This window comes from Serratia sp. ASV30, from assembly GCF_016428815.1.
GTDB lineage: Bacteria > Pseudomonadota > Gammaproteobacteria > Enterobacterales > Enterobacteriaceae > Chania > Chania fonticola_C.
In genome coordinates, this window is the sequence record NZ_JAELTL010000052.1 from 23,971 (window position 1) to 38,970 (window position 15,000).

General features: G+C 54.8%; 14 protein-coding genes. 10 read left to right on the forward strand and 4 right to left on the reverse strand.

What is annotated here, in order from left to right; genetic code table 11:
- The first annotated feature begins 31 nt into the window (after positions 1–31).
- Positions 32–1,351 carry an HdeD family acid-resistance protein gene (locus tag JHD74_RS19950; RefSeq protein ID WP_074031452.1) on the forward strand — a complete coding sequence of 440 codons (1,320 nt, stop codon included), beginning with the start codon at positions 32–34 and terminating at the stop codon, positions 1,349–1,351.
- Between the two features lie 112 nt (positions 1,352–1,463).
- Here the strand turns inward: JHD74_RS19950 and JHD74_RS19955 are convergent, their stop codons facing one another.
- Positions 1,464–1,676 (reverse strand): DUF4762 family protein, encoded by a 213-nt coding sequence (locus tag JHD74_RS19955; protein ID WP_199063364.1) that lies wholly within the window; start codon positions 1,674–1,676, stop codon positions 1,464–1,466.
- A gap of 368 nt (positions 1,677–2,044) precedes the next feature.
- Here JHD74_RS19955 and ypfM point away from each other — a divergent pair, with 368 nt between their 5' ends.
- Positions 2,045–2,104: a protein YpfM gene (gene ypfM, locus JHD74_RS27095; protein ID WP_138106377.1), complete on the forward strand. Its 60-nt coding sequence runs from the start codon at positions 2,045–2,047 to the stop codon at positions 2,102–2,104.
- A gap of 129 nt (positions 2,105–2,233) precedes the next feature.
- Here the strand turns inward: ypfM and acrD are convergent, their stop codons facing one another.
- Positions 2,234–5,359: a multidrug efflux RND transporter permease AcrD gene (gene acrD / locus JHD74_RS19965; protein WP_199063365.1), complete on the reverse strand. Its 3,126-nt coding sequence runs from the start codon at positions 5,357–5,359 to the stop codon at positions 2,234–2,236.
- A gap of 286 nt (positions 5,360–5,645) precedes the next feature.
- Between acrD and JHD74_RS19970 the strand changes: the two genes are divergently transcribed.
- On the forward strand, positions 5,646–5,924 hold the full coding sequence (locus JHD74_RS19970; protein WP_024484514.1) for a helix-turn-helix domain-containing protein: 279 nt from the start codon (positions 5,646–5,648) through the stop codon (positions 5,922–5,924).
- A gap of 26 nt (positions 5,925–5,950) precedes the next feature.
- Here JHD74_RS19970 and narP read toward each other — a convergent pair whose 3' ends face one another.
- Together narP and narQ are read right to left on the reverse strand one after the other, a co-directional pair.
- On the reverse strand, positions 5,951–6,583 hold the full coding sequence (narP, locus tag JHD74_RS19975; protein WP_024484513.1) for a nitrate/nitrite response regulator protein NarP: 633 nt from the start codon (positions 6,581–6,583) through the stop codon (positions 5,951–5,953).
- 125 nt (positions 6,584–6,708) lie between these two features.
- Complete coding sequence (gene narQ, locus JHD74_RS19980) at positions 6,709–8,391, reverse strand: nitrate/nitrite two-component system sensor histidine kinase NarQ (protein ID WP_199063366.1); 1,683 nt, start codon at positions 8,389–8,391, stop codon at positions 6,709–6,711.
- A gap of 362 nt (positions 8,392–8,753) precedes the next feature.
- On the opposite strand from narQ, the gene napF reads away from it, so the two are divergent.
- From napF to napC, 7 genes are read left to right on the forward strand one after another with little or no spacing between them, the layout of a single operon-like run.
- Positions 8,754–9,251, forward strand: a complete 498-nt coding sequence (gene napF / locus JHD74_RS19985; RefSeq protein WP_071784390.1) for a ferredoxin-type protein NapF — start codon at positions 8,754–8,756, stop codon at positions 9,249–9,251.
- Positions 9,238–9,504, forward strand: a complete 267-nt coding sequence (gene napD / locus JHD74_RS19990; RefSeq protein ID WP_024527083.1) for a chaperone NapD — start codon at positions 9,238–9,240, stop codon at positions 9,502–9,504. The genes napF and napD overlap by 14 nt, the downstream gene beginning before the upstream one ends.
- On the forward strand, positions 9,501–11,987 hold the full coding sequence (gene napA / locus JHD74_RS19995) for a nitrate reductase catalytic subunit NapA (protein ID WP_199063367.1): 2,487 nt from the start codon (positions 9,501–9,503) through the stop codon (positions 11,985–11,987). The genes napD and napA overlap by 4 nt, the downstream gene beginning before the upstream one ends.
- Before the next feature lie 10 nt (positions 11,988–11,997).
- The gene (napG, locus tag JHD74_RS20000) at positions 11,998–12,750 is read left to right on the forward strand and encodes a ferredoxin-type protein NapG (RefSeq protein WP_024527085.1); all 753 of its coding nucleotides are present in this window, start codon (positions 11,998–12,000) and stop codon (positions 12,748–12,750) included.
- Entirely contained in the window at positions 12,750–13,658 is a 909-nt protein-coding gene (gene napH / locus JHD74_RS20005) for a quinol dehydrogenase ferredoxin subunit NapH (protein ID WP_074031482.1), read from the forward strand. Before napG ends, napH begins: the two co-directional genes overlap by 1 nt.
- On the forward strand, positions 13,655–14,104 hold the full coding sequence (gene napB / locus JHD74_RS20010; RefSeq protein WP_021178725.1) for a nitrate reductase cytochrome c-type subunit: 450 nt from the start codon (positions 13,655–13,657) through the stop codon (positions 14,102–14,104). The genes napH and napB overlap by 4 nt, the downstream gene beginning before the upstream one ends.
- A gap of 11 nt (positions 14,105–14,115) precedes the next feature.
- A complete protein-coding gene (gene napC / locus JHD74_RS20015) occupies positions 14,116–14,733 on the forward strand; it encodes a cytochrome c-type protein NapC (protein ID WP_024527088.1) in 618 nt (205 codons plus the stop codon).
- Positions 14,734–15,000: the final 267 nt, after the last annotated feature.

Genomic DNA, 15,000 nt, shown 5'->3' on the forward strand with positions numbered 1-15,000 from the left:
TATTATTTACATATTGTGGAGAGTTGCAGCAGTGATCCAGATTGCCCTGTTATTATTCGGCGTTGATTTTGTGCGCTCCAAAGCCAAATTTTTGGGCGTAATCGGGATTATCTGGGGGCTTATGGGGATCGGTATCTTTATCGATGGCCTTGATGGCGTGCTCTATTTTCCCTTACAGGTTTTTGGTGCCCTGATGCTTCTGGAAAGCCTCGTCACGTTGAGTATTGCCTCCAGCGGGGTTGGGGCGCAGAAAGCGGTGCTTTATTTCAAGGGCGGGATCTTTTGCGTTGTCGCTCTGTTGATCCTGGCGAACAAACCCTACAGTAATTTGCTACTGGCAATCATATTCGGTTTCTCCTATTTCGTTATTGGCTTGTTTATGATCGCTTCTGCCTGGATCGTGCGGTTTCCGCGCTGGAAGAATGCGCTGGTCAGCGGCATTGCCCAGATACTGTTCGCCATGCTCATATTTAGCCCCTATCCGGTGCACTATAAGGCCACCATATCGTTTTTCCTGGGTACATTGATGGTTGTCAGTGGCATCAATATCTTGCAATTAGCCAGGCGGGCCAACCTTTTAAGGGACGGCACCTCGGTGTTTGAATTGTTGGTTCCTACCGAGATATTTTACGTCTTTGGAAAGAAATCGGCGGCTCGGCCACCCGAGGTAGTTGCCCCCACCATTGATTTCAAACAGCCTTTGACCGTCCATATCTGGACCCCGGAAGGAACGGCGAGTGCGGCCCCAATCCCCCGGCCAGTCATTAATCGCTATATCGCGGCGGTGGATGCTCAAGGGGTTATCTCTACCGGACATGCGGCATTAGAACTGGTACCGAGCGTCTATATCAGCCTGTATCCTGCGACAGATATTGATCGTTCCCCTTCAGAGTTTCTCAATGTGTTGAAGGCGACGCGAGAAAATGACGTGCCCGGCACCTTCCAGCCGGACTATCTTACCGAGGCGACCAACTGGTGCGATTCGAATCGGCAGATCCAGTTTCACCGTTATAACAGCTCGGCACTGTTACGTTTTTGGAGCGGTTATCAGCTGACTAAAATCTACAATCTGACGTCGCGTAACTGTTCCAGTAGCGTTGCCTATGCTTTGGAAGCCTCATTGGATGGTGTTCTTGCCAAACAGAGTAAAAGCTGGCTGGCTACATTACGCATTTTGACCATGCCGGAACTGTGGATTGCCGCGCAGGTACGCAGACGGGCACTCTCAATGGCCTGGACGCCTGGGCTGGTGATGGATTACGCCCGAGCGCTGCGACATATTGTTCACCCCGTGCCTCAGCCATGGTATCAGCGTATTCTCAAGCGCAGGCAACCGGAAAAAGAGGGATAGTGACACGTCATGATTTTTTTAACTCGATAATCACTCACGCATTTTTGGGTAAGGCTGAACGTTGATCATCCGGTGTCTATAAAAAGACGCCGGATAAATTAACGGACGTTAATTATCGCCCACAGAATGAAGCGGCGACTCTGTTAAAGTGGATTTGCGGGTTACCGAATTTGTCATCACCAGGTATATTGCATTCATCCCTCTTCATGCAGACATAGTTGCCGCTGCCATCGTCATTTTTTATCCATAAGTAGCGTGTGTTACCACAAACCAAATGATTACCGCCAATAACATTGGCTGCCTTTTTATGAGTTATTTTTTTCATGGGATCCATCCTTATTTCATATTAATGAAAAGTTAGGATAGCTATCTAAGGTGCAATTTCAAGCCATACTAAAGGAATGTGCCAATAACAGGATGATGTTGGTGACTACATTGGAATGATCTTGTTTGTAGCACATTAAAGTTGTCGTGTTGATTTTGTAGGATAAATTCAACTTAACGTAGGTATCCGCTACCTCGCAAACCTTCCAGAACGCTAAAGAAAGAGTAACATCAGGGTAGGCTTCTGATTAATCTGAAAATATGTTCCATCCTGATTTTTCTTGGCTGGCATCGTTCCCAAAAGGCTTCACTTGGTCAAAAAACAGGCGTAGAATCTCTGCGTCCAATAACCGGAGGTAGTGAAGTATTATGGTTGATCGTGAGTTAACAAATTGGAAAGACTTTATTGATGAGATGTTAGGTAACTAACACCATGTAGGGTTTAAAGCTTGAATAAGGCTATTTGGTTTGTTTTTATTTAAAGCACCTAGGGTAACAATATTAAGTCTTTAGCAAAGCAGCCTCGGTTCCCCGAAGCTGCTTTTTTTACGTCTGCTATTAGCTATTGTGATGGTGAGGCTGCGCCTTACCAGGGAAGCGGCGGCGTACCAAAACGAAGAACAGCGGCACAAAGAAAATCGCCAGAACGGTGGCTGAAATCATGCCACCCATCACCCCGGTACCTACCGCATGCTGGCTGCCAGAACCTGCACCAGAACTGATGGCCATTGGCAGAACGCCGAAGATAAAGGCCAATGAGGTCATCAGGATAGGGCGCAAGCGCAAGCGTGAGGCTTCCAGCGTTGCGGCCATCAAATCCTTGCCCTTATGGTTCAGCTCGTTGGCAAACTCCACGATCAGGATGGCGTTCTTGGCCGACAGCCCGATAATCGTCAATAGCCCTACCTGGAAGTACACATCGTTTTCCAATCCGCGCAGCCAGGTGGCCGTAACGGCGCCGATCACCCCCAGCGGCACTACCAACATGACCGAGAACGGGATCGACCAGCTTTCATACAGGGCAGCCAGACACAGGAATACCACCAACAGCGAGATGGCATACAGTGCCGGTGCCTGGGAGCCGGAAAGGCGTTCCTGGTAAGACATAGCGGTCCATTCCAGGCCGAAGCCGGTCGGTAGCTGGCTGACGAGTTTTTCCATTTCATCCATCGCGGTACCGGTACTGACGCCCGAAGAGGCCTCACCCACGATTTCTACCGTGGAGTTACCGTTGTAGCGTTCCAGACGCGGTGAACCATATTCCCAATGGGAGGTAGCAAAGGCGGAGAAGGGTACCATCCCACCGCTGTTGTTACGCACGTACCACTTGTTGATGTCCTCTGGTAGCATGCGGAAGGGCGCTCCGGCCTGGACGTATACTTTCTTCACTCGCCCGCGGTCTAAAAAGTCGTTGACGTAGGTGGACCCCCAGGCGGTTGACAAGGTGCTGTTGATATCGTCGATGGACACGCCCAGCGCCTGTGCCTTGCGCTGGTCGATGTCGATTTGCAACTGCGGGCTGTCATCAAGGCCATTATGGCGCACGCGCGATAGCTGCGGGTTTTGCCCAGCCAACTGCAGCAATTGGTCACGAGCCTCCATCAGCTTGCTATGCCCCAGCCCGGCGTGGTCTTCCAACTGCATATCGAAGCCCGAAGAGTTCCCCAGCCCGGTGATCGCTGGTGGGCTGCTGGCGATTACGCGCGCTTCGTTGATGTTACTAAAGGCCTTGGTGGCACGATCGATGATATCGAACGAGCTATTGGCTCCCGAACTGCGCAGATCCCAGTCCTTCAGGCGCAAGAACAGGCGTGCGACGTTCTGGCCGTTGCCGCCTGGCCCGGCACCGATGGTGGAGAACACCGACAGCACGTCGGCTTTCTCTTCGGTCAGGAAGTAGTGCTCGACTTTTTCCACTACCTTGGTGGTTTGCTGCAGGGTGGAGCCTGCAGGCAACTGCACCTGCACGGTGAACACGCCACGGTCTTCCTGTGGCAGGAATGAGGTTGGCAGTTTGATAAACAGCACTGCCATACCGGCCAATAGCAACAGGTAGATCACCATGTAGCGGACACTGTGATGCAGCACGCGCGCTACCCCACGTTCATAGCGTTCGGTGTTGCGGTTGAACATGCGGTTAAACCAGCCGAAGAAACCGCGCTTGCCGTGATGATGGCCTTTGGCTATCGGTTTGAGAATAGTGGCACATAGGGCAGGGGTGAGGATCATCGCCACCAGCACCGAAAGCACCATTGCGGAAACGATGGTGATCGAGAACTGGCGATAAATGGCACCGGTTGTGCCGCCGAAGAAGGCCATGGGAATAAATACTGCCGAAAGCACCATGGCAATCCCCACCAGCGCACCCTGGATCTGCCCCATGGATTTACGGGTGGCGTCCCTGGGTGAGAGACCTTCCTCGCTCATCACGCGTTCCACGTTTTCCACCACCACGATGGCGTCGTCCACCAAAAGGCCGATCGCCAGCACCATGGCAAACATCGTCAGGGTGTTAATGCTGTAGCCGAAGGCTGAAAGGATGGCAAAGGTGCCCAGCAGCACTACCGGAACGGCGATAGTGGGGATTAATGTGGCGCGGAAGTTCTGCAAGAACAGGTACATGACTAAAAACACCAGCAAAATGGCTTCCAGCAGGGTTTTTACCACGTCATGGATCGAAGCCTGCACGAAAGGCGTCGTCTCATAGGCGATCTTGGCTTCCAGCCCGTGGGGGAAATATTGTGAAAGCTCGGCAATCTTGGCTTTCACCAACTGGTCGGTTTGCAATTCGTTGGCACCGGAGGCCAGCTTGATGTTCATCCCTGCGGCCTGTAGGCCGTTGTAACGACTGAGGTAGTTATAGTTTTCCCCACCTAATTCCACCGTGGCAACGTCACCCAGAGTCACCAGCGAGCCGTCGCGATTGACGCGCAGCGTGATCTGGCGGAACTGCTCTGGCGTTTGCAACTGGGATTGAGCGTTGATGGTGGCGTTTAGCGCCTGCTGATCGACAGAAGGGGAGCCGCCTAGCTGGCCCACCGCCACCTGGGCGTTCTGCGAACTGATGGCATTGACCACATCCTGGGTGGTGAGTTGATAGCTGGTGAGTTTGTTCGGATCTAACCAGATACGCATGGCGTACTGTGAGCCGTAAACGTCCATGCTGCCCACGCCGTTGATACGGCTAAGGGGGTCTTGCAGGTTGGAAACGATATAGTCCGCGATGTCCTGCTTATCCATGCTGCCATCGGTGGAGACAAAGGCCACCATCATCAGCGTGGTATCGCCCGATTTTGACACCGTCACGCCTTGCTGCTGTACCGCCTGTGGCAACCGCTTGATGGCAGCTTGCAGCTGGTTCTGGACTTGCTGCATTGCCTCGTTGGGATCGGTGCCGGCTTCAAAGGTTAGCGTAACCGACGCCTGGCCGGTATTGGTGCTCTGTGACGACATGTACATCATGTTGTCGAGACCGGTCATGCTCTGTTCAATAATCTGGGTAACGGTATTTTCCAGCGTTTGTGCCGATGCCCCTGGATAGGTGGCACTAATACGCACGTTTGGCGGAGCGAGGTTCGGATATTGTTCGACAGGCAGAGAAAAAATCGCCAACGTCCCCGTCAGGCAAAGAATAATTGCCAGAACCCAGGCAAAAATCGGGCGATCAATAAAAAAGTTGGCCATGCGGCATGAACCTCGTTGTGACTTGTTCTATTTTTGACTGCATCAGTTATGCTTATGCCTGGCGCTGACTGGTGGCCAGGCTGTCGCAGGATTTGATTGTACCCAAAGGTGCTACTGCACTTTACTCGTCAAGCGTAGATAAAGCGTGGAGAAAAAAAGGAGATAATGTAAATAACAGTAGTAGAAATCTACAGTTACACATTGCACCACCACGAAATGCGTCATTATGGCGATTTTATTGCGTTACGGTGAAATAATCAGGACGTTTTCTCAGCAGGAGTTAAGCATGGAAATTAACCCGGTATTTGCTCGTCGTCTTTACCTGTGTTGGCTGATCAGCAGCAATGAACGCCCTAACGTTCCACGCCTGATGGAACTGACCGGTTGGCCGCGCCGTACGTTGCAGGATGTCCTAAAAGCACTACCAGGCCTGGGCCTGGAGTTGCAGTTTGTGCAGCAGGGGAAGCGTAATAATGATGGCTATTACCAGTTGGCAAACTGGGGCCCGCTAAGCCAAAGCTGGATTAATCAGCACCATGAGATGCTGCTGGCGGCCATTGGTTGAGTGTTCCCCGGCGTGCCGGGGAAGCATTACTGGCTTTTCGCTTCCAGGTACATCACGGTTGCTGCCACGCGCGAACGCACGTTGAGCTTGCGCAGCATATTGCGGATGTGTACTTTCACCGTCTCTTCAGAAATATGCAACTGTGCCGCGACCTGCTTGTTTGACATGCCGCGCGCCACTTCCTGCAAGACATCCAGTTCACGCTCGGTCAGAGCGGCAAAGGGATCGTGTTGCTCGCTGCGTGACGAAAGATAGTCCGCTACCGCATCGCTAATCACGTTCTGGCCCTCGGCGGCCTGGCGAATATGTTCCAGCAGTTGTTCAGGCTCGCTGTCTTTCAGCAGGTAGCCATCGGCGCCAGCATCGATCAGCGCATAGACGTCGCTGCGGGAGTCGGAAACGGTCAGCACGATGATGCGTGCATCCACCCCTTCATCGCGCAGTGCTTTCAGCGTATCCAGCCCGGAAAGCCCCTTCATGTTCAGATCGAGCAGGATCACGTCTGGGGTGAACTGCGCAGCCAGGGCGATCGCCTCCGCTCCGCCGCTGGCTTCTGCCACCACGGTGAAAGTAGGATCTAGCCCCAGCAATTGTTTGATGCCACGGCGCATCAACGGGTGATCGTCCACGATCATTACTCGGTAATTTTTCATCACAATAAAACGTGCTCCCTGTAGCGAGTAAAGCCACTGCGTACTGCCGGCAGTAAAGCTGACTCTTAAAATATAGTAGTAATTGGCATCGTCGCTCGGCTCGAATGGCCGCCGTGCAATGCTGTTAGCCCTTATGGCGGGAAGCTAAGACAGACCTCCGTGCCCCCGGCCTTGCCACGCCTGATATGTAACGTCCCGTTCAGGCGCGTTGCTCGTTCGCTCATAATGGTTAACCCATAATGGCCTTCCGGTTCATCCAGGCTGCCGATGCCGCAGCCGTCGTCACAAATGGTGATCTCGTTGTCGCCGCTGGGGGAGACTTCGCAATGGATCACAATTTCCTGTGCATCGGCGTGTTTGATGGCATTAAGCACGGCTTCACGCACGATCTGTAGCGCATGAACCTGTTGTTGGGCATTCAACGCCTGTGAGGCTAACCGACAGTGTAACTGAATCCGCGCGCTGGTCAGCAGTTTTAATGGTTCCAATACCTGCTGCAACGCGGCGTTCAGGTCGGCATCCTGAATGCTCAACCTGAAGGTGGCCAGCAGTTCGCGCAATTGGCGATAGGCATCCGCCAGTGCTCGATCAAAATCATCAATGATCTCATCTGCCTGCGATGAGTGGCCTGCCAGGGTACGTTTGAGCAAGGTAAGCTGGATGCGCAGGAAAGTGAGAGCCTGGGCTAACGAATCGTGTAGTTCACGGGCAATGGTGGCGCGTTCCTCCATCAGCAGGAACTGCATATGCTGCTTTTGTGCTCGGTTAAAGTATACCCCGCGGCTGAGCATATTGGTCACGCTTTGCATCAGATGTGGGTGGGGCGGCTGCTGTTCATGTTGCCAGCTCAGGCTACCCAAGGGTTTGTTGTCTTGCATAATCACCTGCGAATGCCAGGCCAGTTCCGCCACCGGTTCACCACTGCTGACCTGCCATTGGCTGAGGCTGTCTTCCACATTGAGCCGAATACAATGTAATTGTTCGCTCAGCTTGATGATATGCAGGACCTTCTCAAACGCCCGCTGATCCAACTGCCCAACGCTCAGCGCCTGGGAGCAACTGTAGAGTACCTCCAGCGTGCGGTTGGCCTGTTGTAAACGCTCGGTTTTTTCCTGCACCTTGTGTTCCAGTGACTGGTAGAGCTTCGCCAATTCGCCAGACATGGTGGTGAAGGTTTGCGACAGTACACCCAGTTCGTTTGGCAATGAAACGTCGAGCGGCGGATGATTGAAATCACGTTGTTGCATACGCAGGCTGGCATCCACCAGGCGTTTGAGCGGGGTGACCACTTGGCGGCGCATAAAGCGGATGCAGAACAGCACCAGGGCAATGATGGCGATGTAGCCCATCACGCTGATCGTCGCTACGATGGTCAGCTTTTGTTCGGAGTAGCGCTGCAAAGCCAGGACAAAATGGTCGATCTGATTCACATAGCTGGCCACGTTGGCCTGATAGTTTTCCGGGTTCCCAGCCAGGATCTGTTTTTCCAGTACCAGCCAGGCTTGGCGCAGCGTCAGGTATTTTTGCCGCACATCGTCAGGCACATAAAATCGATCGAGTTTAAGCAGGGCCGGAGCCATCAGCGACTGCTGATACTGTACCAGGTGCTGCTGCACTTCAGCGAAACCGTTAGTGAGCTCATACGCCAACCGGTAGCTCTGCATACGCAACGATCCCGCGATATTGATCGCTTCGGCATCCTGCAGGCTGCCGGCCACGGTGGTCAGTGCCAGTCCGGTGGACAGCACGGAAAGGATCACGATAGCTATCAGCGCCTTCGCCAGGCTGCCTGTCACTGAGCGTTTTACGAGCAATTAAGCGTCCTTCTGGTTATTGGCCGGAGTGTTATGCGCCGTCAAATTATAACTTTTGCTGGCAAAAAGCATGGCGATTTTGAGCAAACGGCCGATTTACCGCCAAAACCAATCTTCGCTATATAATCAAGTAAATAGCGATTGGGCGGCCTACCGTTGGCAAAATGCCCTATATCGGCTATCAGTGATTGATCTGGCGCAAGTAATACCTACTTTTACCTATTTAGGGTGATTATCTACCCCCTCCGATAAGCCTATTTTATCCTTGCCTCTTACCCGAGGTGCGAGACAAACAATAATAAAGTCACACTATAATAATTTTTTACACGCGCGCGTGTTGCCAACTTTGAAGGATAACCCGAATGGCCGAATTGTCGCGACGCAGATTGCTCAGCGGACAATGGCGTCATCAATCTGATGCGATCCGTCCCCCGTGGTCGCGTGAAGCCCCTCTCTTCCTTGCGGGTTGTACCCGGTGTCAGGCCTGCGTTAACGCTTGCGAAACCGGTGTATTGATCAGCGGCAGTGGCGGTTATCCCGAAATCGATTTTCAACGCGCGGAATGTACCTTTTGCCGACAATGCGCAGATGCCTGCGAAGCCCCAGTGTTTTACCCACCTCAGCACCAACCCTGGCAACAAGTGGCGTCGTTTTCGGCCGTTTGCCTGGCGATGCAGGGGGTTGAATGTCGCAGCTGTCAGGACAGTTGTGAAACGCAGGCAATCCGTTTTCGGCCACGGTTAGGCGGCATAGCCCAACCGGCGCTCGAGGCGGCGGCGTGCAATGGTTGTGGTGCCTGCGTTGCCGGTTGCCCGACCTCGGCGATTGCAATAACCCGGAGTGAAAATAATGAGCAGTGAATGGCACGTAAGCGGGTTGATGGTGCAGGCCCGGCCTGACAAATTCCCGGCCCTGATCTCGGCGCTGCTGGCAATCCCTGATACGGAAATTCCAGCACAGGATCAACAGCAGGGCAAGCTGGTCGTCGTTATGCAAGCAGCACGCTCCCAGGCGTTGCTGGAAAAAATTGAGTCGGCACGCAATCTGGAAGGCGTGTTGGCAGTGTCGCTGGTTTATCACCAGCAGGATGAGCAAGGTGAGGTAATACCATGAAACTCAGTCGTCGAGACTTCATGAAAGCGAACGCTGCCGCGGCTGCTGCCGCAGCTGCCGGGCTGACGATCCCAACGGTCGCCCAAGCCGTGGTCGGCAGCGGTGACGAAATCAAATGGGACAAAGCACCTTGCCGTTTCTGCGGCACCGGGTGTGGCGTTCTGGTCGGTACCCAAAATGGCCGCATCGTGGCTTCGCAGGGCGATCCGGATGCCCCGGTTAACCGGGGTTTAAACTGTATTAAAGGCTACTTCCTGCCCAAGATCATGTATGGCAAGGATCGTCTGACGCAGCCAATGCTGCGTATGAAGAACGGGCAATATGACAAAGAAGGTGAGTTTACTCCCATCACTTGGGAAAAAGCCTTCGATGTTATGGAAGAAAAATTCAAAGGGGCACTGAAAGAGAAAGGGCCGGAAGCGGTCGGCATGTTCGGCTCCGGCCAGTGGACGGTATGGGAAGGCTACGCAGCCTCCAAACTGTTCAAGGCGGGCCTGCGCTCCAACAACCTCGATCCGAACGCGCGCCACTGCATGGCCTCTGCGGTAGTCGGCTTTATGCGTACCTTTGGCATGGACGAGCCGATGGGCTGCTACGATGATATCGAGCAGGCCGACGCCTTTGTGCTGTGGGGCTCCAACATGGCGGAAATGCACCCGATCCTGTGGTCGCGCATTACCAACCGCCGCCTGGGCAACGACAAGGTCAACGTCTCGGTCCTTTCCACCTTTGAACACCGCAGCTTTGAGCTGGCGGATAACGGCATGGTGTTCACCCCGCAGACCGATCTGGCGATCATGAACTATATCGCCAACTACATTATTCAGAACAATGCGGTTGACCAGGACTTCCTCAAGCAGCACGTCAACATCCGCAAAGGGGCGACCGATATCGGTTACGGCCTGCGTCCAACCCACCCGTTGGAGAAAGCGGCCAAGAACCCAGGCAGCGATGCTTCGGAGCCGATGAGCTTCGAAGATTACAAAGCCTTTGTGGCGGAGTACACGCTGGATAAGACCGCTGAATTGAGCGGCGTGCCGAAAGACCAACTGGAAGCGCTGGCCAAGCTGTATGCCGACCCGAATGTGAAAGTCGTCTCTTACTGGACGATGGGCTTCAACCAGCATACCCGCGGCGTCTGGGCCAATAACCTGTGCTACAACCTGCACCTGCTGACCGGCAAGATCTCCAAGCCGGGCTGTGGGCCGTTCTCACTGACTGGCCAGCCTTCTGCCTGTGGTACCGCGCGCGAAGTGGGGACGTTCTCCCACCGTCTGCCAGCGGACATGGTCGTGACCAACGAGAAGCACCGCCAGATTGCCGAACAGAAATGGCAACTGCCAGCCGGCACCATCCCGGAAAAAGTCGGGCTGCATGCGGTTGCGCAGGACCGTGCGTTGAAAGACGGCAAGCTGAACGCCTACTGGGTAATGTGTAACAACAACATGCAGGCCGGGCCAAACATTAACGAAGATCGTATGCCGGGCTGGCGCGATCGGCGCAACTTTATCGTGGTCTCCGATCCGTATCCAACGGTGAGCGCGTTGGCCGCCGACCTGATCCTGCCTACTGCGATGTGGGTAGAGAAAGAAGGGGCTTACGGTAACGCCGAGCGTCGTACTCAGTTCTGGCATCAGCAGGTGAAAGCGCCGGGCGAGGCGAAGTCTGACCTGTGGCAGTTGGTGGAGTTTGCCAAACGCTTCAAGGTGGAAGAAGTCTGGCCTGTGGAACTGATCAATCAGAAGCCGGAATACCGGGGTAAAACCTTGTATGACGTCCTGTTCGTCAACGGTGAAGTGAACAAGTACAAGCTGGAAGAGATCCCGGCCGACCAGTTGAACGACGAGTCGCGCGACTTCGGTTTCTACATCCAGAAAGGACTGTTTGAAGAGTATGCCGGGTTTGGCCGTGGCCATGGTCACGATCTGGCGGCCTTTGATATGTACCATAAGGCGCGCGGTTTACGCTGGCCGGTGGTGGATGGCAAGGAAACCCTGTGGCGTTACCGTGAAGGAACCGATCCTTACGTGAAGGCCGGTGAAAGCGTGCGCTTCTATGGCAAGCCTGACGGCAAAGCCGTGATCTTCGCGCTGCCGTTCGAGCCTGCGGCAGAAAGCCCGGATCAGGAGTTCGATCTGTGGTTGTCTACTGGCCGCGTGCTGGAACATTGGCACACCGGTTCGATGACGCGCCGGGTGCCAGAATTGCACAGAGCCTTCCCTGAGGCGGTATTGTTTATCCATCCGCTGGACGCCAAGAGCCGTAATCTGCGCCGTGGCGACAAGGTGAAGGTAGTGTCACGCCGTGGCGAAGTGGTGAGCATCGTCGAAACCCGTGGCCGTAACCGTGTGCCGAAAGGCCTGGTATATATGCCGTTCTTCGATGCCGCGCAACTGGTCAATAACCTGACGCTGGACGCTACCGATCCACTGTCGAAAGAGACAGACTTCAAGAAGTGCGCGGTGAAACTGGAGAAGGTATAAGGCCAACGGAATGAGCCAGCAACGAGATAAAACACCGGCCCGGCGGCGCTTCCTGCGGGATGCTGCGCGCAGCGTGGCCGGGTTGGCAGGGATAGGCATACTGCTGGGGTTGCAACAAAAGCAGTCTCAGGCACGTGATGGCCTGGCCCTGCGGCCGCCGGGAGCACTTGCCGAAGGGGCGTTTGATAGCGCCTGCATTCGCTGTGGCCAGTGTGTGCAAGCCTGCCCGTACCAGACGCTGAAACTGGCGACGCTGTTGTCGCCGAGAGCGGCGGGAACGCCGTACTTTGTGGCGCGGGATATCCCTTGCGAGATGTGTGAAGACATCCCGTGTGTGGTGGCCTGCCCGAGCGGCGCGCTGGATCCGAACCTGACGGATATCGATCAGGCACGGATGGGGCTGGCGGTGTTGCTGGATCATGAAAACTGTCTGAACTGGCAGGGGCTGCGTTGCGATGTGTGTTACCGCGTTTGCCCGCAGATCGACAAGGCCATCACCTTGGAACTGCAACACAACGAGCGTACCGGCAAACACGCCATGTTTCTACCCACGGTTCACAGCCAGGATTGTACCGGTTGTGGCAAGTGTGAGCAGGCTTGTGTGCTTGAGCAGGCGGCGATCAAGGTGTTACCGATGGAACTGGCACGTGGCCAATTGGGTGAACACTATCGCTGGGGCTGGCAGGAAAAGCAGCGTGCAGGGCATTCACTGGTGCCGGAAGGCCTCACATTGCCGGCACGCGGCGTAAAGGGAGGTGAATGATGGCTAATCCAGTCGCTGAAGCCGGGCGTGATGCCCGTCTGCGCCATGGCTGGTTGCGCAGCAACCGCTTCCTGATCCTGCGCCGTTGCAGCCAACTGTTGATCTTGTTGATGTTTCTCTCGGGGCCGCTGTGGGGCATCTGGATCCTGCGGGGCAACTACAGCGCCAGCCTATTGGCGGAGACGGTTCCATTAACGGATCCGTTGATGATGCTGGAAAGCCTGTTGGCTGGGCATTGGCCAGCCTGGTTGGTGTGGGTAGGCGCGGTAGTCGTGCTGATCTACGGCCTGATCGGTAATCGGGTGTTTTGCGGCTGGGTTTGTCCGGTCAACCCGGTGACCGATCTGGCGGCCTGGCTACGGCGCAAGTTAGGTTTGCGTCAATCGGCCAGCCTGCCTCGTTCCCTGCGCTACGGCATCTTGCTTGTCGTACTGGTTGGCAGTGCCGTGAGTGGCACGCTGCTCTGGGAATGGATTAATCCGGTTGCCCTGATGGGGCGCGGGCTGATCCACGGCAGTGGGGAGGGCGTGTTAGCTTGGCTGAAAGGGTTGGGTGCCGCATTTGGTGCCGGTATCTGGCTGATTGTGGCGCTGTTCCTGTTCGATCTGCTGGTGGTCGAACACGGCTGGTGTGGCCATCTTTGCCCAATGGGAGCGCTGTATGGCGTCATTGGTAGCCAGGGTGTGGTGCAGATCAGCGCGGAGCAGCGTGACAACTGTACTCGCTGCATGGATTGTTTTCATGTTTGCCCAGAACCGCAGATCCTGCGTGAGCCGTTATTAGTAAAAAAAGGTACACCACGGGTTGCCAGTGATGCCTGTATTGCCTGCGGACGTTGTATCGACGTTTGTGCAGAAAACGTATTCGAAATTAAGAGCAAATTTCATTATTCGGGAGCCAAAAAATGACCAGCAATGTCCTGAAAAAGCAGCTTTCCCTGTGGGGCGCGCTGTTAACACTGGTAGTTGCCAGTGCCGCGTTTGCCGCCAGTGATGTCGATCTCAAGCAATCGCCAGAGGTTTCCGGCACGGCTGAAGGGCAGATCAAAATGCCCAAGCAGCAGGAAAAGATGGCGCTAAACTATGTCAACCAGCCGCCGATGATCCCGCACAGTGTTGACGGTTACCAGATTAGCAAAAACACTAACCGCTGCTTGCAGTGCCACGGCGTGGAGCACTATCGCACCACCGGCGCACCGCGTATCAGCCCGACACACTTTATGGACAGCGATGGCAAGGTGCTGGGGGAAGTTGCTCCACGCCGTTATTTCTGTCTGCAATGCCACGTACCACAAACCGATGCGGCACCAATCATCGGCAATGATTTCAAGCCTATGCAGGGCTTTGGGCACTAAGCGGGGGAGCTATGGCCGAACGTAATACCACAACATCCGAGAAAAAGGCCGGGCCGATCCGCCGTTTATGGCGCTGGTGGCGCAGGCCGAGCAGGCTGGCACTGGGGACTTTGCTGCTGTTGGGCTTTGTTGCCGGGATCGTTTTCTGGGGCGGTTTCAACACCGGTATGGAAGCGGCCAACACCGAAAAATTCTGTATCAGCTGCCACGAGATGCGTGAAAACGTCTACGAAGAGTATATGGAGACGGTGCACTACAACAACCGCAGTGGCGTACGTGCCACCTGCCCGGATTGCCACGTTCCGCATGAGTGGGCACCAAAGATGCTGCGTAAGCTGAAGGCCAGTAAAGAGCTGTACGCCAAGGCGTTTGGCCTGATCGACACGCCGCAGAAGTTCGAAGAGCATCGTCTGACCATGGCCAGCAACGAATGGGCGCGTATGAAGGCCAATAACTCGCAGGAGTGCCGTAACTGTCACAACTTCGAGTATATGGATTTCACCGCGCAGAAAACCGTGGCGGCCAAGATGCATGACAAAGCGATAACCGAAGGCAAAACCTGTATCGATTGCCATAAAGGGATCGCACATAAACTGCCGGACATGCACGGAGTCCCTACCGGATTCTAACTCTGGTGGATATCAACCCCGCAGCGCTGCAAGGCCTGCGGGGTTTTTTCAAAATGGCGATGTGTCGATTACTCGCTACCCCGTCCTACCGTGACAAAATGATGAGTGTTTGTTTCAGAGCCAGCACAACGGGACTGGATCTGTCTCTTATACACATCTCCGAGCCCACGAGACAGGAGGTATCATCGCGTATGCCGTCTTCTGCTTGAAAAGGGGGGGGGGGGGGGGGGGGGGGGGGGGGGGGGGGGGGGGGGGGGGGGGGGGGGG